The sequence below is a fragment of the Pseudomonas sp. HR1 genome (assembly GCF_030175875.1).
Classification (GTDB): domain Bacteria; phylum Pseudomonadota; class Gammaproteobacteria; order Pseudomonadales; family Pseudomonadaceae; genus Chryseomonas; species Chryseomonas oryzihabitans.
Genome location: NZ_JASNRF010000001.1, coordinates 305,738 through 326,243, shown reverse-complemented (window position 1 = coordinate 326,243; position 20,506 = coordinate 305,738). Strand labels below are relative to the sequence as shown.

Genomic DNA, 20,506 nt, shown 5'->3' with positions numbered 1-20,506 from the left:
GTCGCACCCGGCTTAATCGGGGTGGACCCGGCTTCCTAGAATGGCCGCCGAGGCGCTGCGTCTCGCCCCCTCCCGTCGATCCCGTCGTTGCCCAGCATGCCCCTCGCTTCGCCGTTGCCCCTGCGGCCCGCCCGCTCCATTCCGCGCCAACGCTGGCCCAGCCTGAATGCCTGGCGCCGCGCCGGCCGCGAATGGGCCCGCACCGACGGCCAGACCTGGGCCTTCATCGCCAAGGCACTGCTGGCCGCGGCCCTGGCCCTGTGGCTGGCCTATCGCCTGGAACTGCCGCAACCGAGCACCGTGCTGGTCACCGTCTTCATCGTCCTACAGCCGCAGAGCGGCCAGGTGCTGGCCAAGAGTTTCTATCGCATCCTCGGCAGCCTGGCCGGCCTGAGCTTTACCGTGGCCGCCATCGCCCTGTTCGCCCAGGAGCGGGTCCTGCTGCTCGGCGCCCTGGTGCTGTGGATCGGCTATTGCACCCGCGGGGCGGCGCGCTATCGCGACTTTCGCAGCTATGCCTTTCTGCTGGCCGGCTATACCGCCTGCCTGGTCGGGCTGCCGGCGGTGGCCGAGCCCCAGGGCGCCTTCTTGCAGGCGATCTGGCGTCTGCTGGAGATCGCCCTGGGCATCTGCTGCGCCGGGGTGGTGAGCGTGGCGATCCTGCCGCAGACCACCCGCGGCGTGCTGCGCCGCACCCTGGCGCAGCGCCTGCGTGACTTCCTCGCCATGGCCCATGACGGCCTGCTCGGCCGCCTCGAGGCCGAACGCTTCGCCGCGCTCAGCGCTCGCTTCGCCGCCGATTCCGTGGGCTTCGAGAGCCTGCGCAGCGCCAGCGTCTTCGAAGAGCCCTATCTGCGGCGGCGCAGCGGGCGCCTGGCGGCCCTGGGCAATCGGCTCATGCTGCTCAACACCCGCTTTCATGCCCTTTACCAGTTGCTGGCGCGCCTGGCCGAGCGGCCGCCGGCGGTGCGTCAGGCCCTGGCGCCTGCCCTGGAACTGATCGCCGCCGCCCTGGCACCGAGCCTGGGCCGACTACCGGAAGAGCGTGATCTGCGCCGGCTCAACGAGCGCCTGGCCGCGGAGCGCGAAACCTTGATGGCGGCGATCCGCGCCGGTCGTCAGCAACTGGCTCGCACGGCGCCTGCGGCCGAGGTCGACCGGCTCGACTACGACACCGCCGCCGAATTGCTCTATCGCTTCGCCGAGGATCTGCATCTGCTGCTGAATACCCAGCTGGAGCTGGACCTGCCGACCAGCACCGCGCCCAAGACGCGCGAGACCTTCACGCCGCTCGCCAGTCGCGCGGTGGCCTGGATGGCCGGGGTGCGCAGCGCCCTGGTGGTGCTGGGCGTAGGGCTGTTCTGGATCGAGACCGCCTGGCCGAGCGGCGCGGCCTGCACCCTGGCGGCGGCGCTGATCTCGGCGCTGGCCTCCACCTCGGCCGATCCGCACCGCTATTGCCTGCAACTGGCCGGTGGCACCCTGGTCGGGGCCCTGGCCGGCGGGCTGCTGCAATTCCAGGTGCTGCCCTGGATCGACGGCTTCGCGCTGTTGCTGCTGGTGCTGGCGCCGGTATTCACCGCCGGCGCCTGGCTGATCACCCGGCCACGCCTGGCCGGCTATGGCACCGGGTTGATGGTCTGGTTCTGCTCGGCGGCCCTGCCGGGCAATCTGCCGCGCTACGACGCCGATCTCTTCTGCAACACCTACCTGGCTTACCTCGTGGCCTGCGGCGTGGCGGTGGTGGCCGTCAGCGTGCTGCTGCCGCCCAGCCAGCCCTGGGTCTGGCGGCGGCTGGAGGCTGCCCTGCGCGAGCGCCTGGTCCACGCCATAGGCGCGCCCCTGGCCGGCCTGAGTGGCCGCTTCGATTCCGGCCTGCGCGATCTGCTCAACCAGGTGCAGGTGCTCACCGTGGGCCAGCCGCTGGTGCAGCGGCAGCTGCTGCGCTGGACCTTTCTCAGCCTGGAACTGGGCCACGCCATCATCGAGTTGCGCCTGGAACAGGCCACGCTGCCGCCCTTGCCCTGGTATCGCGAACAGCGCGCCTGGCGCCTGGCGATCCGCGCCCTGGGTCGGGCGCTGGTGCGGCTGGCTCGCCAGCCCGATGCCGCCAACCTGGCCCGCGCCCTGGGCGCGGTGGACCAGGCCATCCTGCTGGCGCACCAGGCCCAGCGCCACCTGGAGCCCAATCCCGGCGACTTTGACCGCTCGCCGCTGCGGCGCATCGCCAGCTACCTGCACGTCATCCGCACCTCGCTGCTGGCGCCGGATTCGCCTCTGGCCGGGCATCTGCCGCAGGCCCGGCCACCGGCGCGCGACGAAGGCTAGCCAGCAGCCGGCCAAAATCCGACTAGGCTTACGGACGGGGAGGGCCAGCAGGCCCTCTGCCATGCGACTTTCGGCACAACCACAACAAGGCCCGCCTGCCCATGCCCGTCCGCTTCGTCCGTCCGCTGCTCTGTTCCGCCAGTTTTCTCCTGACGCCCCTGGCGTCTGCCCTGGAAGCCCCGGGCGCCCCCGGCGCCGCACCCTTCTGGTCCTATTCCGGCAAGACCGGCATCGGCACCAGCTACGAGGCCTATCGCGATGGCGCCTACAATGACCAGGCCAGTACCGGACGCGTCTCGCGGGTCTGGTTCTCCCTGGCCCAGGGCGTGGTCACCGAGACCATGCAGGGCCTCATCCACGAGGCGCAGCTGCGCGAGATGCAACTGGTGATCCGCGGCCCCGACTTCACCCACCTGGAGCGCGACGACACCGACAGCCGCATCGAATACCTGGCCACCGATAGCGCCGGCCGGCCGACTTCCCTGGCCTACCGAATCGTCAATCGCGACCGCCAGGGCCGCTACGAGATCGAGAAGCACGTCTTCACCGACCCGGACCAGGACACCCTGGTCATGCGCGTCATCTTTCGCAGCCAGGATCCGCGCATCCAGCCCTATCTCTATGTCGATCCGGCGCTGGCCAACAGCGGCAGCCATGATCGCGCGGCGGTGAAGGGCGCGGTGCTCTACGCCAGCGAAGGCGAGCACGCCCTGGTGGTCAAGGCCAGCCAGCCCCTGCAGACGCCCACCGTGGGTTTCGTCGGCGGCTCCGACGGCCTCGACGACCTGCGCCGCAACGGCAAGCTGACCCAGCTCTACAGCAGCACCGGCGACCAGGCCGGCAATGTCGCCATGCTGGCCAAGCTGCCGCTCAAGGGCGCCGAGACCACCCTGGACGTGGTGGTGGGCTTTGGCGCCAATCCGCGCCAGGCCGAGGCGGCGGCCGATGCCACCCTGGCCCGCGGCTATCAGAAGGTGCTGGCCCACTACAACGGCGAGGGCGACGCCATCGGCTGGCAGGACTACCTGGACAGTCTCGATCAGCTGCCGCGCCTGCAGGCCCAGGCCGGCGACGGCGGCAAGCTGCTCAACGCCAGCGCCCTGGTGCTCAAGGCCCAGGAAGACAAGACCCACGCTGGCGCCCTGATCGCTTCGCTGTCCAACCCCTGGGGCGAGACGGTGCCGGCCGCCAAGGGCACCACCGGCTACAAGGCGGTCTGGCCGCGGGACTTCTACCAGTGCGCCATGGCGCTGCTGGCGCTGGGCGACCGGCAGACGCCCAAGGTCGCCTTCAGCTACCTCAAGCAGGTGCAGGTGGACGCCAACACCGCGCGCAAGCCGGCCGACAGCTCCGCCTTCATCCACCAGCAGAAGCAGGGCGACGAGGTCCGCGCCCCGGGCGCCACCGGCTGGTTCCTACAGAAGACCCACGTCGACGGCACCATCGAATGGGTGGGCGTGCAACTGGACCAGACCGCCATGCCGATCATGCTCGGCTACCGCCTCTGGCAAGGCGGCCTGCTGGGCGACGCCGAGATCGATCGCTGGTATCGCGATATGCTCCGGCCCGCGGCGGATTTCCTCGCCCGCGACAGCCAGGTCAACCTGGGCTGGAACACCTGGCAGGTCAAGCCGCCGCAGACCCAGCAGGAGCGCTGGGAAGAGCAGTGGGGCTATTCGCCGTCCACCACCGCGGCGGTGATCGCCGGTCTCGCCACGGCCAGCGAACTGGCGCGCCATGCCGGCGACGAGGCCAATGCCAGTCGCTACCGCGACACCGCGCGGCGCTATTCGAGCCAGGTGGAAAAGACCATGGCCACCACCCAGGGCAGCCTGGGCGCCGGCAACTACTACCTGCGCATCACCCAGAACGAGGATCCCAACGACAAGGGCAAGCTGGTGGACAACAACAGCCGCCCGGGCCTGCCGGAGGACCAGGTGCTGGACGCCGGTTTCCTCGAACTGGTGCGCTACGGCGTGCGACCGGCCGGCGATCCCCTGGTGCAGAAGAGCCTGGCGGTGCTGGACGACGAGGGCCTGCCGGAGAATCTGCGGGTCAAGTACAGCTTCCAGTACCCGGGAGTGCAGGGCACCTTCCCCGGCTGGCGCCGCTACGGCAACGACGGCTATGGCGAGAGCGAAAGCTCCGGCATCAACTTCCCGGCCACCGAGCAGCCGGTGCCCAACTCCGGACTGCGCGGCCGGGTCTGGCCGATCTTCACCGGTGAGCGCGGGCACTACGAGCTGGCGCGCCTGGTCCTGCAGGGCAAGCCGGATGCGGCGGCGCTCGGCAAACTGCGCGACACCTACGTCCGTGGCCTGGAACTGTTCGCCAACGCCGGCCTGATGCTGCCCGAGCAGGTCTGGGACGGCGTGGGCGACAACCGGCGCCACGGCTACACCAAGGGGCAGGGCACCGATTCGGCGACGCCGCTGGCCTGGTCCCACGCCGAATACGTCAAGCTGCTGCGCTCCATGGCGGACGGCCAGGTGTGGGATCACTACCCGGTGGTGGCGCGGGCACTGGCGCCCTGAGTAAGGAATGCTGCCGGGTCGCGAGCGCCGTCAGGGCTCGCGACCCGGCAGCAGGTCGGGTCGTTGTTGCTCCAGCCATAGTACGATCTGCTGGAGCAGGGTTTCAGCCTGCCGTAATGCCTCTTCGGCCATCGAGTCGCTGACCAAGTCGCCCGAGTAGTCGATGACATTGCGTTGCTTCCGCAGGGTGTCCAGTACCAGCATCGTTGGCGTAGCGAGACCTATGGTCCGGGGCAAGGACTGGATCATGGTCTGATGATGGCCAGGGCGACTGGTCAGGGTGCGATAGCCATTGGCCTGAAGCGCTGCATTGGCGCCCTGCATGATCGCCTTGTAGGCCAGATCGAAGCGGCTTTCACTGCTCAGCGTCGGCAGGCGGGCGTCCGTCAGGCTACGCTGCGCTGCCTCCAGCAGGCGCCGGATACCTGCCGAATCCGGCGTAATCGCTTCGAGACGTTTGCCAATCAAATTATCCAGGGTCATCTGTCCATCCTTGTGACAGTTCGCCAGCGTCGCCTATGACGAACAGCTTGGGCTTTTCTAGCAGATCCGTGACGAAGGCTCCCCCTTCCGCCAACAGCTTCTGCCATTCCTCTTGCCGGTATACCTTGGGATTGATCTCGCGGCCAAGCCTTTCCTGGCAGGGGTAAAGGGCCGCCACTACTTCACCGAAGGTCACGGTGCCCAGGATCATGAGGTCTATATCGCTTCCACTGTTCGCCTTGCCGCTGGCCATCGAGCCGAAGACGAAAGCTGCTTCTATCCGGTCTGCAACAGGGCCCAATGCCTCGGCCAGGATGTCGGTAAGGCCACTGGTCTTGCGCAGAATGCTCGCCAGCTCTTCGAAGATCGGGCAGTCCGGATTGGCACGGTAGTGCTGCTGATTACCCACGCGCGTTTTCACGGCCAGACCCGCCGAGACTAACTTGACGAGTTCGCGGCTGAGGGTACCGGACTGGGTCTCGGTCAATCGCGCGATTTCACGCTGGTGATAGCTACTATCCGGATGGAGCAGCAGCAGCGCCAAGACCTTGCGGCGATAGTCGGGAAAAAGGACGGACGCGAGTGACATCGAAAACCTTATTGCTGCCTTTTAGGCTGCAATTGAAGCTTAAAAGGCAGCAATCATCCAGCACTACCATGCCTCAAACGATCAGTTGGATGCCTAACCGACAAGCGGTAGATCTCTGCTATAGCCAGTGCCAGAGCCTGTTTTACCTTCGATCGCTCAGGGAACGCCTGTAACAAGACTTGTCTGATGGGCATTCTCGGGCTTTCCTGAGATGGGCGGATCCTTCCGCTCCCTGCTTTCCCTCTTCGCTCCGGCCCTCCTGCCCTCGGTCGCGTACCGCGCGGTAGCGTGCCCGGCTGTCGCGCTTTTCTCTCGCTCGCTCCGGCGACCGCTCCGGTGGTCTGGGGGCGGGTCTTTGCCGGTTCCTGTCAAGAAGGTCACGGATATGACTGACGTCGCTCTCCCCATCGCCCTCTACCTGGGCACCCTGGTGCTGCTGGCTTTCGCCCTGCGCCGCAGCCCGCTGCTGACCGAGGAGACCCTGGCGCGCTCCTCGCCGCTGGATGCCCTGCGCGGCATCCTCGCCACCGCCGTGGTCTGCCTGCATTTCGTGCTGACCTATCACCTCAAGGCCGAGGGCCAGTGGCGCGAACCCGACAGCGACCTGCTCTACAACATGGGCGTGGTACCGGTCTCGCTGTTCTTCATGATCACCGGCTACCTGTTCTTCGGAAAGGTCTATCGCCGCACGCCGGACTGGGGCGAGCTGCTCCGTTCGCGGGTGCTGCGGGTGATGCCGCTGTATCTCTGCGTGGTGGCCGTGGTGGTGCTCTTCACCCTGATCCGCACCCACTTCGTCATCGCCGACGGCCAGCGCTTCATGCTCGAGCTGCTCAGCTGGGAGCTGTTTTCCGGCTTCAGTCTCAACGGCCTGGAGGAGAGCGGCTGGATGACCGCCGGCGCCCACTGGACGCTGCGCTACGAGGCGCTGTTCTACCTGGCCCTTCCGCTCATCGCCGCGCTGTTCAATCGTCGTGGCTTCGGCCTGCCGTTGCTGGTCTCGGCGCTGCTGGTGGGCGGCCTGGTCGCCGCCGGCTATCACTACCACGTGCTGGGCGCGCGCTTCGGCCTGCTGTTCCTGCTGGGATTCCTGCCGGTGTTCGTCAAGGTCCATCGGCCGGCGTTGCTGGCACGTTTGCGCACGCCCCTGGTGGCCGCGCTGTCGCTGGCGCTGGTGGCCTATGCCATGACCCAGCCGGACTACAACCTCAGGCAGATGCTGGCGCTGGCCTTGCCCTTCGCCGCCATGGCCGCCGGCAACGACCTCTTCGGCCTCCTGCGCAGTCGCGGCCTCAAGGTGCTGGGCGAGATCAGCTACAGCCTCTACCTCACCCATGGCCTGCTGCTCTATGGCCTCTTCACCCTGCTCAACCTGGGGTCGGTCGAGGTCCTGGGTACGGTCGGCTTCATGGCCCTGCTGCCACCGGTGCTGGTGCTCGCCTGCCTGCTGTCGATGCTCAGCTACCGCTGGATCGAGCGTCCGCTGATGCACCTGGGCCGGGCGCCACGGCCTCGGCAAGTGCCGGCCTAAGCGCCGGCGCCGCCCCGGGATACTCCAGCAGAAAGGCCAGTGCCTGGGCGCAGGAGGCTTCCACCTTGAGCGCGAGCAGGTCGTCCGCGCGGGTGCGGCCATAGCCCAGGGCGGCGATGGGCAGGCCGGCGCGAGCCGCGGCCTGGGCGAAGCGAAAGCCGGAATAGACCATCAGCGACGAGCCCACCACCAGCAGCGCATCGGCGCGGCCCAGGTGGGCGAAGGCGCGCTCCACCCGCGCACCGGGCACGTGCTCGCCAAAGAACACCACGTCCGGCTTGAGCAGGGCGCCGCAGCGCGGGCAGTCCGGCACGCGAAAACTCATGAAGTCCACGCCTTCCAGATCGGCATCGCCATCCGGCGCGGTAGCCGCGTCCAGCTGCAGCCAGTCGCCATTGAGTTCGCCCAGCCACTGCTGGAATTCCTGGCGCGGCAGGCGCAGCTCGCAACCCAGGCAGCGGATCTGGTCGAGGCGCCCGTGCAGGTCGATCACCGCCTCGCTGCCGGCGGCCTGGTGCAGCCGATCGACGTTCTGGGTCAGCAGCATCTCCACCTGGCCGCGCCGCTCCAGGGCCGCCAGGGCCTGGTGGGTGGCGTTGGGCCGCGCCTGGCAGAAACGCGGCCAGCCGATCAGGCTGCGGGCCCAGTAGCGGCGGCGCAACAATTCGTCACCGACAAAGGCCTGCAGGGTGACCGGTTGCGGGCGCTTCCAGGCGCCGTCGCGGTCGCGGTAGTCGGGAATGCCGGAATCGGTGCTGCAACCGGCACCGGTGAGCAGAAAGATCCGCTCGTGCCGGGCGATAAAGGACTGGAGCTCGGGCAGGGACATCGTGCACCTGGGGTTGCGGTCGATATCCCCAGCTTGGAAAGGGTTATGCCGGGAGGCAAGCCGCAGCTGACGAACGTCCTGTCCGCGCTGCGGCGAGTGGCCTTCAGAAGACCGGCACGAAGATGTAGATCTGCGAATCCTGGGCATCCACCCCGGTGAAGGCCTCGGTGTAGTGCTCGAAGCAGGCGCCGGGACGGGGTTGCAGGCCGCGCGCCGGCAGCAGCTCGGCGAACAGCCGGCCGAGGCTCTTGGCCACGCTGGGCGCGGTGCCCAGGTGCACGTAGCGGGCGTAGCGGCCTTCCGGCAGTTCCTGGCGCACCATGCCGGCGGGCAGTGGGGCGCCCGGCGCCGTGGCCACCGCGGCCAGGTAGTGCATGGCGCCGGCCTGGCGCCAGCTCAGGCCATACCATTCGGCCGCGCCCTCGCGCCCGGTGATCTCCCCGGCGCGGTCGGCGAAGCGCCGCCAGAGGGCGGCGATGTCTTCGCCCTGGCCAGGCTCGAACAGCAGACCGGTCACTTCCAGGGCGGGATGGTCGACGATTTCCAGCGACATGGGACAGACTCTCTCGAAGATGCGATGAAGGCCGTCACCTTACTCCAGCGGCGCGCGGCGGTCAGCCGGGGCGGCCATCGGACGAAAGGTCGCAGCCGCCGCCAGGCCCTGCCGCAGACCCTGCCAGGTCCTCTTGCCGCTTCGCTAAAACACTGATTTTGAATGATTTTTCGACGAAGAAAGACGACGCTTCGCTCGAACTGCCAGGCCCGGGTCAGGACGAAGTCCTACCGTGATGTGCCTGGAGTTACCCAAGAAATGTCGATCAAGGTATCGCGCCGCAACTTTCTCAAACTCAGTACGGCGGGGGTCGCCACCTCGAGCATGGCCATGCTCGGCTTCGCCCCGGAACCGGCACTGGCGTCCATCCGCTACTACAAGCTCGCTGCCGCCAAGGTGACGCGCAACACCTGCACCTACTGCTCGGTGGGTTGCGGCATGCTGCTCTACAGCCGCGGCGATGGCGGCATCAACACCGTCAGCGACATCTACCACGTCGAAGGCGATCCGGATCATCCGGTCAGTCGCGGTTCCCTCTGTCCCAAAGGCGCCGGGGTGCTGGACTTCATCAAGAGCGAATCGCGCCTCTCCCACCCCGAGGTGCGCGAGCCGGGCAGCAACGAGTGGAAGCGCATCAGCTGGAACGAGGCGCTGGACCGCATCGCCCGCTACATGAAGGAGGACAGAGACAAGAACTTCGTCACCCATGACGCCGATGGCCACCTGGTCAATCACTGGATCACCACCGGCTTCCTGGCGGCCTCGGCCTGTTCCAACGAGACCGCGTACCTCACCCAGAAGGTGATCCGCAGCCTCGGCATGCTGGCGATCGACAACCAGGCGCGCGTGTGACACGGACCGACGGTGGCAGGTCTTGCCCCTTCGTTCGGCCGCGGTGCCATGACCAATCACTGGGTCGACATCCGCAACGCCAATCTCATCCTGTCCATGGGCGGCAACTCGGCCGAGGCGCACCCGGTGGGCTTTCGCTGGATGGTGGAGGCCAAGGAAAAGAACAACGCCAAGCTGATCACCATCGATCCGCGCTTCACCCGGACCTCGGCGGTGGCGGACTACCACGCCTATATCCGCACCGGGACCGACATCGTCTACCTGGGCGGGCTGATCAACTTCCTGCTCACCACGGACCAGATCCAGCATGAGTACGTAAGGGCCTACACCGACGTCGCCCTCATCGTGAAGGAAGACTTCGGCTTCCACGACGGTCTCTTCTCCGGCTTCGGCGAAGACAAGCGTCGCGCCTACGAGAAATCCAGCTGGAGCTACGAATTCGACGAGCGCGGCATGGTGAAGGAAGACCCGACCCTGCAGCACCCGCGCTGCGTCTACCAGTTGATGAAGGCGCACTACAGCCGCTACACCATCGAGCTGGTGGAGCGCGTCTGCGGCATGCCGCGCGAGCAGATCCAGACCACCTGGGACATGATCGCCGAGACGGCGCGCCCCGAGCGCACCATGAGCATCCTCTACGCCCTGGGCTGGACCCAGCATTCCATCGGCGCCCAGATCATCCGCACCGCCTCCATGGTGCAACTGCTGCTGGGCAACATCGGCATGCTCGGCGGCGGGGTCAACGCCCTGCGCGGCCACTCCAACATCCAGGGGCTGACTGACCTGGGCCTGCTCTCCAACCAGCTGCCGGGCTATCTCTACCTGGCCTCCCACGAGGAACAGGAATACCGCGACTACATCAAGCGGCGGGCCAAGCAGCCCCTGCGCGAGGGCGAGGTCTCCTACTGGAAGTACTACGAGCGCTTCCACGTCAGCCTGATGAAGGCCTGGTTTTCCGAGGCGGCGACCAAGGACAACGACTGGTGCTACGACTGGCTGCCCAAGCTCAGCGAGCCGCTCTACGACGTCCTGCACACCTTCGAGCGCATGCACCACGGCGAGATCACCGGCTACTTCTGCCAGGGCTTCAACCCGCTGGCCTCCTTCCCGGACAAGAACAAGGTCAGCCAGGCGCTGAGCAAGCTCAAGTACCTGGTGGTGATGGATCCGCTGGCCATCGAGACCGCCGAATTCTGGCAGAACCACGGCGAACTCAACGACGTGGATCCGAGCCAGATCCAGACCGAGGTGTTCCGCCTGCCCACCACCTGCTTCGCCGAGGAGAACGGCGCCATCGTCAACAGCTCGCGCTGGCTGCAGTGGCACTGGCGCGCCGCGCCGCCGCCGGGCGAATCGCGGCCGGACGTGGCCATCCTCGCCGGGCTGTTCCATCGCCTGCAGCAGATGTATCGCGACGAGGGCGGCGCCTTCCCCGATCCCATCCTCAATCTCACCTGGCCCTACAGCAATCCGGAGGAGCCCAATCCAGAGGACATCGCCCAGGAATACAACGGTCGCGCCCTGGCCGACCTGCCCGGGCCGAACGGGACCATTTCCCACAAGCGCGGCGAACTGCTCGACGACTTCGGCTTCCTCGCCGACGACGGCAGCACCACCTGCGGCTGCTGGATCTATTCGGGCTCCTACAACCGCCAGGGCAACAACATGGATCGGCGCGACAACGCCGATCCCTACAACATCGGCATGACCCTGGGCTGGGCCTGGTCCTGGCCGCTCAATCGCCGCATCCTCTACAACCGCGCCGGCGCCCGGCCGGATGGCACCTCCTGGGCGCCGGAGAAGCGGCTGATCTGGTGGAACGGCGAACGCTGGGCCGGCGCCGACATCCCCGACTTCCCCTGGACCTCGCCACCCTCGGCCAAGGCCGGGCCCTTCATCCTCAACCAGGAGGGCGTCGCGCATTTCTTTGGCGGCAGCCTGCTGGCCGAGGGGCCCTTCCCGGAGCACTACGAGCCCTTCGAGTCGCCGCTGGACCACAACCCGCTGCACCCGGACAACCCGCGCGCCAAGAACAACCCGGCGGCGCGGATCTTCCCGGGCGATCGGGCGCGGCTGGGTACCCGCGAGGAATTCCCCTATGCGGCCACCACCTACCGGCTGACCGAGCACTTCCACTTCTGGACCACCCATGCGCGGCTCAACGCCATCGCCCAGCCGGAGAAGTTCGTCGAGATCGGCGAGGACCTGGCGACCGAACTCGGCATCAAGGCCGGCGACTGGGTCAAGGTCAGCTCCAAGCGCGGCTACATCAAGGCGGTGGCGGTGGTGACCAAGCGCATGCACGGGCTGCAGGTGGAGGGGCGCACCGTGCACCACATCGGCATCCCCATCCACTGGGGCTTCAAGGGCGTCACCCGCCCCGGATTCCTCACCAACACCCTGACCCCCTACGTGGGCGACGCCAATACCCAGACACCGGAATTCAAGTCGTTCCTGGTGAACGTGGAAAAGGTCTGAGGGAGGTTCTATGAGAGGCGATCAAGTCAACTTCCAGAACATCGTCGCACGCTCGGCCACCTCCGAGGAGTCGCCCCACACCCGCATCGGCGGGGTGGAAGCGGTGGCCAAGCTGATCGACGTGTCGCGCTGCATCGGCTGCAAGGCCTGCCAGGTGGCCTGTTCGGAATGGAACGACCTGCGCGACGAGGTCGGGCATTGCAACGGTACCTACAACAATCCGCCGGACCTCACCCCGGAGACCTTCCAGGTGATGAGATTCGACGAATACGTCAACGAGAAGGGCAACCTGGAGTGGCTGATCCGCAAGGACAACTGCATGCACTGCGCCGAGCCGGGCTGCCTCAAGGCCTGCCCGGCGCCGGGGGCCATCGTGCAGTACGCCAACGGCATCGTCGACTTCAATTCCGAGCACTGCATCGGCTGCGGCTATTGCGTCTCGGGCTGCCCCTTCGACGTGCCGCGCATCTCCAAGAAGGACCAGAAGGCCTACAAGTGCACCCTCTGTTCCGACCGCGTCTACCACGGCCTGGAGCCGGCCTGCGTCAAGTCCTGCCCGACCGGGGCGATCATGTTCGGTACCAAGGAGGACATGACCGAACACGCCCAGATGCGCGTCGGCCAGCTGCATGACCGCGGCTTTCCCGGCGCCGGCCTCTACGATCCGGCCGGGGTGGGCGGCACCCATGTGATGTACGTGCTGCAGCATGCCGACAAGCCGGAGCTCTACACCCACCTGCCGGCCGATCCGCAGATCAGCCCCATGGTCAGCCTGTGGAAGGGCGTGACCAAGCCGATCATGTCGGCGCTGCTGGGCGTCACCGCCATCGCCGGCATCGCCCACTACCTGACCAAGGGACCCAAGGAAGAACCCGAGGAATCCCCGGACGAGGCAGAGCGCCACGCCGCGCGCGAGGAGGATCGGCCATGACCACGCCGTCGGACAACAAGCGCGGCATCCTGCGCTACACCACCTTCAGCCGGCTGAATCACTGGTTCATCGCCTTCACCTTCGTCTGCCTGACCCTGAGCGGCCTGGCCTTCTTCCACCCGTTCTTCTTCGACCTCACGGCGCTGTTCGGCGGGCCGACCATGACGCGCATCCTGCACCCCTTCATCGGGGTGGCCATGAGCCTGGGCTTCGTGGTCATGGCGGTGCGCTTCTTCAAGGTCAACCTGTTCAAGCGCCACGACGTGGCCTGGGTGCGGCGCATCGGCGACGTCCTCGCCAACCGCGACGAGCTGGCACCGCCCATCGGCGCCAACAACCCGGGGCAGAAGCTGGTGTACTGGGTGATGCTGCTGTCGGTGCCGGCGCTGCTGCTCAGTGGCTTCTTCATCTGGCGGCCGTATTTCGCCGACATCCTGCCGCGTGGCTGGCTGCGCTTTTCCAGCCTGGTGCACGCCTATGTCGCCTTCGTCGCCATCGTCACCCTGATCATCCACGTCTATTCGGCGATCTGGGTGAAGGGCTCCTTCCGCGCCATGACCCAGGGCCGCGTCAGCCGCGCCTGGGCCAAGCATCACCACCGGCTGTGGTACGACGAGATCGTCGAGCAGGAGCGCCGCGAAGGCGGCGAGCGGGGCGAGCGCCCCCTGGATGAACACCGCATGCCCGACAAGGGGACCCCCTGATGCATCAGTACGGCACCTCGCCCACCGGCATCCTCAATCCGCCACCGGTGGTCCTGCCCGATCGCCAGCTGTTCGCCCGTCGCGCCCGCCGCCTGCGCGAACTGGCCGAGCGCAGCCCCGAGCTGGGCGACTTCCTCGGCTTCATGGCCCTGCTGGTCCAGGCCCAGGAGGCCGTCCTGCAGGAGCGCCAGCCCAGCTGGCAACCGGCGCCGGATGCCTTCAGCCTGGCCTTGGAGCACGGCATGCCGCCGCTGCAAGGGCAGGCTCTGCTGCGGGATCTGGACTGGCAGGGCGATCTGGAGGCGCTGCTGGCCAACCTGGAACTGCGCATCGCCGCGCGTCAGCGGCCAGTGCTCGAACAGCTGGCCGCCTTGCCGGCGACCGAGCGTCAACGGCTCGCCGAGCAGTTGCTCGCTCAGGAGCCCGGCGCCCCAGAGGTCCGGGGGCTGCTGCCGCTGGTGGGCGCTGCCCTGCAGGTGGCCTGGGTGCGCCTGGCCCTGGGCCTGCCGCAACCGCCCCAGCGCCATGGCGACGCCAGCCGGGTGCTGTGCCCGACCTGCGCGGCGCCGCCGCTGGCCAGCATCGTCCACGCCGACCGCGATCGCGACAACGTGCGCTACCTGCATTGCAGCCTCTGCGCCACCGAGTGGCACCTGGAGCGCAGCAAGTGCAGCTGCTGCAATACCAGCGCCCAGGTGCGCTATCTGGCCCTGGAAGACGACGCCGGCAAGACGCCCCTGGCCGCCCAGGCCGAGACCTGCGACAGCTGCGACAGCTACCTCAAACTGGTCAGCAAGAGCTTCAACCTGGGCGCCGAGCCCCTGGCCGACGACCTCGCCAGCCTGCCGCTGGACTTCGCCCTGGCCGAAGAAGGGCGCTATGCCCGCAGCGGCTTCAATCCGCTGTTCATCGCCGGGGAATAAGGCGCCAGCGCCGCGTCACGTCTCCGCATGAAGGGCCTGGGTCAGCGCCAGGCCCGCCAGGCGCGCGCTGGCCAGCAACCGCTCCAGGCTCTGCCCATGCCGCGCGCTGGCGGAGAGTCCGGCCATGGTGGTGATGACGAAGTCGGCCAGCTCCTGCGCACGCTGCGGCTGGCGACCGGCGATATGAGTGCGGATAAGCGCCTGGGCCGTCTGGTGGTGTCGGTCGGCTGCCGCACGGGCCTGGGGATCGTCGGAATGGGTGCCCTCCAGCACCAGGCAGCCGGTCGAGCTGGGGTCGGCTACATAGCTGCGCGCCGCCTCTTCCAGCACTCGGGTGAGCGCTACCGCCAGGGACTGTTCGCCGTCCAGGATCTCGTGCAGCAGCACGGCGCCCGTCGAGATGTAGCGTTCGAGCACCCGCTGGTACAGCTCCAGCTTGCTGCCGAAGGCCGCATAGAAGCTCGGCGGCCTGATGCCGAGCGCCTGGGTCAGGTCGGCGACGCTCACCCCGTCATAGCCCTTTTCATGGAACAGGCGCTGGGCCTGGACGATGGCCTCGTCCGGATCGAAGCGGCGGGGCCGCCCACGGGTTGCGGTTTTATTTGTAGTGCTCATTACAAAAATACTTTGACAGCGGACGGGAGAAGATTATTGTAGCACTCACTACATTAATCAGGAGGCTGACTCATGAGCAATTTCGCAGGCAAAAAGGTCTTGGTGCTGGGCGGCAGTCGCGGCATAGGCGCGGCCATCGTGCGGCGCTTCGCCACCGATGGCGCCCAGGTGACCTTCACCTATGCCAGTTCCAGGGACGCCGCCCAGGCCCTGGCGGCGGAAACCGGTAGCACCGCCGAGCTGACCGACAGCGCCGACCGCGACGCGGTGATCGCCCGGGTGCGCGCCTGTGGTCCGCTGGACGTGCTGGTGGTGAATTCCGGCGTGGCGCTGTTCGGCGATGCCCTGGAACAGGATCCGGACGCCGTCGATCGCCTGTTCAGCATCAATGTGCAGGCGCCCTATCACGCGGCCGTGGAAGCCGCGCGGCAGATGCCGGCGGGCGGGCGGATCCTCGTCATCGGCTCGGTGAATGGCGATCGCATGCCACTGCCCGGCCTGGCCGCCTATGCCATGAGCAAGTCGGCCCTGCAGGGTCTCGCCCGCGGTCTGGCACGGGACCTTGGTCCGCGCGGCATCACCGTCAACGTGGTGCAGCCGGGTCCCATCGATACCGAGATGAATCCGGCGGATGGCCCCATGAAGGAGCTGATGCACAGCTTCCTGGCGATCAAGCGCCACGGCAGCGCCGACGAGGTGGCCGGCATGGTCGCCTGGCTGGCCGGCCCCGAGGCCGGCTTCGTCACCGGCGCCATGCACACCATCGACGGCGCCTTCGGCGCCTGATCGAGTGCGTACCCCTATCGCCCAGGGCCCAGGCGATAGGGGCGACGGCCGGCTATCCGGCAGGCCAGCCTAGTGCGCCGGTCCCAATAGCTCCTCGGCGATATCCAGCAACGCCCGCAGCCTGTCCATGTGGCGCAGGTCCTGGTGATAGCCCACCCAGATATCCCGTGATGGAGGACTGCCGAAGCGCTCGATGAGCTGCAGTCCGGCGGTCGCATCGCCGAGCGGGCGGGGCAGGACGGCCACCCCCAGGCCACGCCGGCACATCTGCGCCTGAACGGTTCGACTGGTACTGGTGAAGGCCCGTGGCGAGTCCGGCAGCCGCTCGAGCAACCAGGCGACATCGGGAAAATGCGATTGCGCGCTGTTCATGAGGATCAGCCCGACCGCAGCCGTATCCTCCTGCACCGCTAGCGCCGTCTCTGCGGAGCCGTAGAGGCCGTAGGGCATCCTCAGGAAACGGCGCTGCACGATATCCGGTTCGCTGAAGGGCACCAGGCGAAAGGCCACGTCCGCATCGCGTCGGGAGAGATCCAGCAGTCGATAACTGGCGATGACCTCGGGTACCACGGCAGGGTGCCGCCGGGTCAGGTCGGCCAGGACCGGCGCCAGCACATAGCCGGCGAACCAGTCCGCCGAAGAGATGCGCAGGATTCCCTCCAGGCGCTGGTGATTACCTGCCAGGCGCCGCTCCATCGCCAGGGCCGAGGCTTCCATGGGCTCGGCCAGGGCGAATACGGTATCTCCCGAATTCGTCAGGATCAGGCCCTCGCGGGTGCGCCGTAGCAGCGCCTGTCCGGCTTCATCTTCGAGCGTTTTGATCCGTCGACCTACCGTTGGGTGGCTGATTCCCAAGGCTCGCGCGGCCGAGCCATAGGAACCGCCCCGGGCGACTGCCAGAAAGATCCGTACATCGCTCCATTCCATGGCGTACCTGCGTACAAAAATGAACATCAAATATGCAGGAAAGGCAGTCCCCAAACAATATCGTAGGGGTGACCATGACAGCTCACATCGACGTAGATCCGTTGGCTTCAGCCAGGCATGTTCGAACTGGCGCTGTGCAGGTGAGCAGATATGAGCAGATTGCTAGATAGGGTTGCGATTATAACGGGTGCCTCCAAAGGCATCGGTGCGGGTATTGCCCGGCAACTGGCGGCGGACGGTGCCAAGGTCGTCATTAGCTATGCGTCCGGCAAGGACGGGGCGGATGCCATCCTGGCGGACATCGAGACCGCAGGGGGTACGGCCATCGCGCTACGCGCCGACGTCCGCCAGCGGGCCGATATGGAGGCCTTGGTAGAGGCGGCCCGCGAGCACTTCGGGCGCCTGGATATCCTGGTGAACAATGCCGGCGTCTATCGATTCGCCAGGATCGAGGACACCACGGCAGACCTGTATCGGCTGCAATTCGACATCAATGTGCTCGGGCCCTTGCAGCTGATAAGCGCCGCCAGCCCCTACCTGGGCGCCGGCAGCAGCATCATCAACGTCAGCTCGAATGTCACCAGCGTCCTGCCGGCGGAAAGCGCCGTCTACAGCGGCACCAAGGGTGCGCTCGATGCTATCACGGGTGTGCTCGCCCGCGAGCTGGGCCCTCGTGGTATCCGCGTGAATGCCGTCAATCCTGGCCTCATCGACACCGAGGGCACCCAGACCGCCGGCGCCCTCGGCGCGGAATTCCAGGCCTGGAACGAGGCCCGCACCCCGCTCGGCCGTATCGGCCAGGTAGGGGATATCGCCCCCATCGTCGCCTTCCTGGCGTCCGACGATGCCCGCTGGGTGACCGGCGAAACTCTCTTCGGCTCCGGCGGCATGCGCTAGACCAGGCGGTGGCCCCTGCCGCGCCGACAGCGGTCGGCCGCTTGCCAACCGCTCGCGGGCACGCTCCTGCCAGCTGTGGCCGCGCTTTTCAAGAAATCGCTGCATCAACCCGCCGCGCGCCGGCAACGCGCGCGGATCAGCCCGATTAAAGGTAAAAGTCATGAGCTCATCCCTTCCCATGGCCCAGCCCGATAGCCGTCGCTGGTTCGCGCTGGGCGTGCTGCTGGTGGGTACGCTACTGCCACCGCTCGACTTCTTCATCGTCAATGTGGCGCTGCCGGTGATCCGTCGCGACTTCGCTACCTCGTCGGATCTGGCCCAGCTGGTGGTATCCGTCTATGCGACGGCCTATGCGGTCACTCTGATCCTGGGCGGTCGCCTGGGTGACATGTTCGGCCGCAAGCGTGTCTATCTGGGCGGCATGCTCGGCTTCGGTATCGCCTCCGCGCTATGCGGGTTCGCGCCAACGCCAGCTGTGCTGATCGCCGGGCGGCTGCTGCAGGGGGTAGCGGCGGCCATCATGGCGCCGCAGTCCATGGCCCTGATCCATGCGACCTTTCCGGCAGAAGAGAAGAATCGGGCGCTCGGCCTGTACGGCGCGACCTTCGGACTCGCCGCTGTGCTGGGCCAGGTCCTGAGCGGGGTGCTGATCGAGGCCAATCCCTTCGGACTGGGCTGGCGCAGCATCTTCCTCATCAATCTTCCCGTCATTCTCTGCGCCCTGCCGGCCGCGCTGGTTGCGCTGCGCGAGAGCCGGGCCCCGCAACCGGGCCGGCTGGATGTCATGGGTGCCGGCCTGCTCGCGGCGGGGCTGTTGGCGCTGGTGGTGCCCCTGGTCGAGGGGCCACGCCTGCACTGGCCCTGGTGGTCGCTCCCCCTGCTCGTCGTCAGTGGCGGATTGCTGATCACCTTCTGGCGCTACGAACAACGCAAGGAGGCGGCCGGCGAGACGCCCCTGGTGCTGCCTTCCCTGCTTGCCGCCCCCCGGCTGAGACGCAGCCTCCTGGCGACCTTCCTGTTCTATGCCCTGGCGCCTTTCTTTCTCGTTTTCGCCGTCTACCAGCAGGCCGGTCTGGGGCATGGAGCCCTGGCTGCGGGGTGGGCGATCCTGCCGCTGGGGATCGGTTTCCTCTTCGGGCCCCTCTGCAGTCCGCATCTTGCCCAGCGGCTGGGGGCACGCACCGCCGCCTTCGGCATGGCCCTGGAGGTCATGGGCCTGCTGTTGGCGGCCGCGCTGGCGGGCCTGCCCTCCTGGCTGCCGGTGCCGCTGCTGTTGATCGGCCTGGGGCAGGGCATAGCGCTTCCGGCCTTGGTGAGGGTGAACGCGGACCAGGTGGCACCGAGCCTGGCCGGACTCGCCGCCGGCTTGACGAATGCCACCCTGCAGATCAGCGCCGCCCTGGCGGTGGCGCTCATTGGCGGCCTGTTTTTCGCCCTCGCCCCCGATGGTGCTGGCGGAAGAGAGGTGCAGATGGCCTTTTCCGCTGCCGCCCTGACGATGGGCGGGGCCTTGGCGCTAGCGGCCGTTTTGAGCTGGCCGAGCGCTCCGGCGACCGCCACGCGAGGGGCCTGCGATGCAGACTGAACAGCGCCTTTCACCGCGCGAGGAGAACAGCATGAGAAAGACCTGGCTTATTACCGGTTGCTCGAGCGGTCTTGGCGGCCATATTGCGGCCATGGCCGCCGCGCGTGGCGACAAAGTCGTCGCAACGGCTCGCGATCCCGCCCTGTTGCAACCCCTGGTTCGGCAATTCCCGGAGAACCTGAGGGCCGTGCAGCTGGACGTCACCAAGCCCGCCTCGGTGGCTGCCGCGATTGCCTATGCCGAGCGGGAATTCGGCGGTCTCGATGTCTTGGTCAACAACGCCGGGATAGGCTTCATCGGTGCCGTGGAGGAGGCCGAGCCCAGCGAATACCGGCCGGTATTCGAGGTGAATGTATTCGGTCTGATCGAAACGACCCGCCTGGCATTGCCTGCCCTGCGGCGACGCGGCGGCGGCCGCATCGTCAACCTCTCATCCGGGGCAGGGCTCTCGGGAGGACCGGGTTCCGGCTACTACAGCGCGAGCAAGTTTGCTGTCGAGGGATTTTCCGAGTCGCTGGCCAAGGAAGTGGAACCCTTCGGAATCCGCGTGACCATCGTCGAGCCCGGGCCGTTTCGCACCGATTTTCTCGGGCGCTCCATCGCCATGGCGAATCGGGTGATCCCGGCCTATGCCGACACGGCCGGGCGACGACGTGCCTACCGGGACAGCAACGACGGCAAACAGGCCGGCGATCCGCGCAAGGCTGCCGCGGTGATAGTGCAGGCCGTCATGGCGACCGAGCCACCCTTGCATCTGCCGCTCGGACCGGTCGCCTACGACATCGCGGAGCGCAAGTCGCAGGCGCTGCGCGCTGATATGGCGACCTGGCGCGACATCGCCCTGCCTACCGACTTCGACTGATAGATCCAGGCGGGGCTGCGTGGCCCCCGACCCTTCCACGCACCGCGCGGATCATCTCGATCCCCCCGTTGCCCGACCCGCCTGGGCGGCCTGCTCATC

Annotated in this window: 17 protein-coding genes; 11 read left to right on the top strand and 6 right to left on the bottom strand. The window is 67.3% G+C overall.

Translation table 11 applies throughout. The features are described 5' to 3' along the window. Nucleotides 1-96 precede the first annotated feature (96 nt). Both QKY98_RS01465 and QKY98_RS01460 read left to right on the top strand, forming a co-directional pair. A complete protein-coding gene (locus QKY98_RS01465; protein WP_284670227.1) occupies nt 97-2,328 on the top strand; it encodes an FUSC family protein in 2,232 nt (743 codons plus the stop codon). Nucleotides 2,329-2,429: 101 nt separating this feature from the next. Beyond that, nucleotides 2,430-4,862, top strand: coding sequence for a glucan 1,4-alpha-glucosidase (locus tag QKY98_RS01460; protein WP_284670226.1), 2,433 nt, complete (start codon nt 2,430-2,432; stop codon nt 4,860-4,862). 30 nt (nt 4,863-4,892) lie between these two features. On the opposite strand, the gene QKY98_RS01455 is transcribed toward QKY98_RS01460, so the two are convergent. Together QKY98_RS01455 and QKY98_RS01450 are read right to left on the bottom strand one after the other, a co-directional pair. Continuing rightward, the gene (locus QKY98_RS01455; protein ID WP_144948771.1) at nt 4,893-5,345 is read right to left on the bottom strand and encodes a DNA-binding protein; all 453 of its coding nucleotides are present in this window, start codon (nt 5,343-5,345) and stop codon (nt 4,893-4,895) included. Continuing rightward, a complete protein-coding gene (locus tag QKY98_RS01450) occupies nt 5,332-5,934 on the bottom strand; it encodes a nucleotidyltransferase domain-containing protein (RefSeq protein WP_144948774.1) in 603 nt (200 codons plus the stop codon). Before QKY98_RS01450 ends, QKY98_RS01455 begins: the two co-directional genes overlap by 14 nt. A 385-nt stretch (nt 5,935-6,319) precedes the next feature. Between QKY98_RS01450 and QKY98_RS01445 the strand changes: the two genes are divergently transcribed. Continuing rightward, nucleotides 6,320-7,465 (top strand): acyltransferase family protein, encoded by a 1,146-nt coding sequence (locus QKY98_RS01445; RefSeq protein WP_108582988.1) that lies wholly within the window; start codon nt 6,320-6,322, stop codon nt 7,463-7,465. Here the strand turns inward: QKY98_RS01445 and QKY98_RS01440 are convergent. Together QKY98_RS01440 and QKY98_RS01435 are read right to left on the bottom strand one after the other, a co-directional pair. Beyond that, nucleotides 7,392-8,294 carry an NAD-dependent protein deacetylase gene (locus tag QKY98_RS01440; RefSeq protein ID WP_028700302.1) on the bottom strand — a complete coding sequence of 301 codons (903 nt, stop codon included), beginning with the start codon at nt 8,292-8,294 and terminating at the stop codon, nt 7,392-7,394. The two genes, QKY98_RS01445 and QKY98_RS01440, sit on opposite strands and share 74 nt — an antisense overlap. Nucleotides 8,295-8,397: 103 nt before the next feature. Continuing rightward, complete coding sequence (locus QKY98_RS01435) at nt 8,398-8,847, bottom strand: GyrI-like domain-containing protein (protein WP_284670225.1); 450 nt, start codon at nt 8,845-8,847, stop codon at nt 8,398-8,400. A gap of 264 nt (nt 8,848-9,111) precedes the next feature. Between QKY98_RS01435 and fdnG the strand changes: the two genes are divergently transcribed. Genes fdnG through fdhE form a run of 4 tightly spaced genes read left to right on the top strand, consistent with a single transcriptional unit; the run spans nt 9,112 to nt 14,735 of the window. Continuing rightward, entirely contained in the window at nt 9,112-12,177 is a 3,066-nt protein-coding gene (gene fdnG, locus QKY98_RS01430; RefSeq protein WP_138956550.1) for a formate dehydrogenase-N subunit alpha, read from the top strand. 10 nt (nt 12,178-12,187) lie between these two features. Further along, the gene (fdxH, locus tag QKY98_RS01425; RefSeq protein ID WP_007160996.1) at nt 12,188-13,108 is read left to right on the top strand and encodes a formate dehydrogenase subunit beta; all 921 of its coding nucleotides are present in this window, start codon (nt 12,188-12,190) and stop codon (nt 13,106-13,108) included. Continuing rightward, the gene (locus QKY98_RS01420; protein ID WP_007160995.1) at nt 13,105-13,812 is read left to right on the top strand and encodes a formate dehydrogenase subunit gamma; all 708 of its coding nucleotides are present in this window, start codon (nt 13,105-13,107) and stop codon (nt 13,810-13,812) included. The genes fdxH and QKY98_RS01420 overlap by 4 nt, the downstream gene beginning before the upstream one ends. Next, complete coding sequence (fdhE, locus tag QKY98_RS01415) at nt 13,812-14,735, top strand: formate dehydrogenase accessory protein FdhE (protein WP_284670224.1); 924 nt, start codon at nt 13,812-13,814, stop codon at nt 14,733-14,735. Before QKY98_RS01420 ends, fdhE begins: the two co-directional genes overlap by 1 nt. Nucleotides 14,736-14,750: 15 nt before the next feature. Here fdhE and QKY98_RS01410 read toward each other — a convergent pair whose 3' ends face one another. Then, nucleotides 14,751-15,350 (bottom strand): TetR/AcrR family transcriptional regulator, encoded by a 600-nt coding sequence (locus QKY98_RS01410; protein ID WP_077171484.1) that lies wholly within the window; start codon nt 15,348-15,350, stop codon nt 14,751-14,753. A 72-nt stretch (nt 15,351-15,422) separates the two neighbouring features. Between QKY98_RS01410 and bdcA the strand changes: the two genes are divergently transcribed. After that, nucleotides 15,423-16,136 (top strand): SDR family oxidoreductase, encoded by a 714-nt coding sequence (bdcA, locus tag QKY98_RS01405; RefSeq protein ID WP_042137596.1) that lies wholly within the window; start codon nt 15,423-15,425, stop codon nt 16,134-16,136. Nucleotides 16,137-16,205: 69 nt separating this feature from the next. On the opposite strand, the gene QKY98_RS01400 is transcribed toward bdcA, so the two are convergent. Beyond that, on the bottom strand, nt 16,206-17,063 hold the full coding sequence (locus tag QKY98_RS01400; protein WP_284670223.1) for a LysR family transcriptional regulator: 858 nt from the start codon (nt 17,061-17,063) through the stop codon (nt 16,206-16,208). Nucleotides 17,064-17,213: 150 nt separating this feature from the next. Between QKY98_RS01400 and QKY98_RS01395 the strand changes: the two genes are divergently transcribed. The 3 genes from QKY98_RS01395 to QKY98_RS01385 all read left to right on the top strand — a co-directional run bounded on the left by QKY98_RS01395 (nt 17,214) and on the right by QKY98_RS01385 (nt 20,407). Next, complete coding sequence (locus tag QKY98_RS01395; RefSeq protein WP_284670222.1) at nt 17,214-17,960, top strand: SDR family NAD(P)-dependent oxidoreductase; 747 nt, start codon at nt 17,214-17,216, stop codon at nt 17,958-17,960. A gap of 160 nt (nt 17,961-18,120) precedes the next feature. Further along, on the top strand, nt 18,121-19,545 hold the full coding sequence (locus QKY98_RS01390; RefSeq protein ID WP_284670221.1) for an MFS transporter: 1,425 nt from the start codon (nt 18,121-18,123) through the stop codon (nt 19,543-19,545). A 31-nt stretch (nt 19,546-19,576) separates the two neighbouring features. Then, nucleotides 19,577-20,407: an oxidoreductase gene (locus tag QKY98_RS01385; RefSeq protein WP_197852146.1), complete on the top strand. Its 831-nt coding sequence runs from the start codon at nt 19,577-19,579 to the stop codon at nt 20,405-20,407. Nucleotides 20,408-20,506 lie beyond the last annotated feature (99 nt).

What these genes read in the sequence shown, in the direction of transcription:
- QKY98_RS01465 (WP_284670227.1), top strand. Translation starts at nt 97, where the DNA reads ATGCCCCTCGCTTCGCCGTTGCCCCTGCGGCCCGCCCGCTCCATTCCG.
- QKY98_RS01460 (WP_284670226.1), top strand. Translation starts at nt 2,430, where the DNA reads ATGCCCGTCCGCTTCGTCCGTCCGCTGCTCTGTTCCGCCAGTTTTCTC.
- QKY98_RS01455 (WP_144948771.1), bottom strand. Translation starts at nt 5,345, where the DNA reads ATGACCCTGGATAATTTGATTGGCAAACGTCTCGAAGCGATTACGCCG.
- QKY98_RS01450 (WP_144948774.1), bottom strand. Translation starts at nt 5,934, where the DNA reads ATGTCACTCGCGTCCGTCCTTTTTCCCGACTATCGCCGCAAGGTCTTG.
- QKY98_RS01445 (WP_108582988.1), top strand. Translation starts at nt 6,320, where the DNA reads ATGACTGACGTCGCTCTCCCCATCGCCCTCTACCTGGGCACCCTGGTG.
- QKY98_RS01440 (WP_028700302.1), bottom strand. Translation starts at nt 8,294, where the DNA reads ATGTCCCTGCCCGAGCTCCAGTCCTTTATCGCCCGGCACGAGCGGATC.
- QKY98_RS01435 (WP_284670225.1), bottom strand. Translation starts at nt 8,847, where the DNA reads ATGTCGCTGGAAATCGTCGACCATCCCGCCCTGGAAGTGACCGGTCTG.
- fdxH (WP_007160996.1), top strand. Translation starts at nt 12,188, where the DNA reads ATGAGAGGCGATCAAGTCAACTTCCAGAACATCGTCGCACGCTCGGCC.
- QKY98_RS01420 (WP_007160995.1), top strand. Translation starts at nt 13,105, where the DNA reads ATGACCACGCCGTCGGACAACAAGCGCGGCATCCTGCGCTACACCACC.
- fdhE (WP_284670224.1), top strand. Translation starts at nt 13,812, where the DNA reads ATGCATCAGTACGGCACCTCGCCCACCGGCATCCTCAATCCGCCACCG.
- QKY98_RS01410 (WP_077171484.1), bottom strand. Translation starts at nt 15,350, where the DNA reads ATGAGCACTACAAATAAAACCGCAACCCGTGGGCGGCCCCGCCGCTTC.
- bdcA (WP_042137596.1), top strand. Translation starts at nt 15,423, where the DNA reads ATGAGCAATTTCGCAGGCAAAAAGGTCTTGGTGCTGGGCGGCAGTCGC.
- QKY98_RS01400 (WP_284670223.1), bottom strand. Translation starts at nt 17,063, where the DNA reads ATGGAATGGAGCGATGTACGGATCTTTCTGGCAGTCGCCCGGGGCGGT.
- QKY98_RS01395 (WP_284670222.1), top strand. Translation starts at nt 17,214, where the DNA reads ATGAGCAGATTGCTAGATAGGGTTGCGATTATAACGGGTGCCTCCAAA.
- QKY98_RS01390 (WP_284670221.1), top strand. Translation starts at nt 18,121, where the DNA reads ATGAGCTCATCCCTTCCCATGGCCCAGCCCGATAGCCGTCGCTGGTTC.
- QKY98_RS01385 (WP_197852146.1), top strand. Translation starts at nt 19,577, where the DNA reads ATGAGAAAGACCTGGCTTATTACCGGTTGCTCGAGCGGTCTTGGCGGC.